General features: G+C 71.3%; 1 protein-coding gene. It reads right to left on the bottom strand.

The genetic code is table 11. The annotated features are described in order from the left end of the window. Positions 1–677: class I SAM-dependent methyltransferase (locus ACSNOH_RS35005; protein ID WP_436725475.1), on the bottom strand; the 677-nt coding region annotated here is incomplete at its 3' end. Positions 678–725: the final 48 nt, after the last annotated feature.

Genomic DNA, 725 nt, shown 5'->3' with positions numbered 1-725 from the left:
ATGAACTCCTCCGGCTCGTCGGTGCCGAAGAGCCAGGGGATCCCGTCCTCGTTGAGGGCGGACAGGAAGATCTGGGTGGCGGGGCTGCGCAGCAGGGCCTTGCTGAGGATGTCCACGGCGACCTGGCTGCCGGGGGCGGAGTTGGCCGCGAAGGTGCGCATCAGGGTGGCGGACTGCTCCTCGGTCAGGAAGAACAGCAGGGCCTCGGGGATCCACAGGGTGGGCTGCGCGGGGTCGAAGTCGGTGGCGCGCAGCGCCGCGGACCAGTCGCCGGCCAGGTCGGCCCCGACCCGCTGCAGGTTGACGGTCGGCGCCGGGGAGCCCAGCTGGGCGAGGCGCTTCTCCTTCTCGTCGATCAGGGCCTGGTGGTCGACCTCGTAGACGCGGACGTCCTGCGGGAGCGTCAGCCGGTAGGCGCGAGTGTCCATGCCGGCCGCGATCAGCACGACCTGCCGGATGCCCTGCGCCACCGCGTCGTTGATCGCGTCGTCGAGGTAGCGGGTGCGGACGGCCACGAACTCCACGAGTCCGCCGCCGCCGTAGTGGTCGAGCAGCTCGAACCCCTTGGGCTCGGCGAGCGCACGGGCCAGCGGGTCGACGAAGAGGGCGTCGCTCCGCTCGCTCTCCAGGGCGCGGGCGGCCGCGGTCCACTGCGACGTGTAGGACACGGTCTCCATGACGGGCTCCGTTCTCGGGATCGGGAAGGGTCTGGTCAGGCGTGCTTG

Origin of the sequence: Streptomyces sp. URMC 127, assembly GCF_051386535.1 — a bacterium.
In the GTDB taxonomy this organism is placed as follows: Bacteria; Actinomycetota; Actinomycetes; order Streptomycetales; family Streptomycetaceae; genus Streptomyces.
Note: the sequence above shows the minus strand (reverse complement) of the source record. Positions and strands in the feature narration are given on the sequence as shown.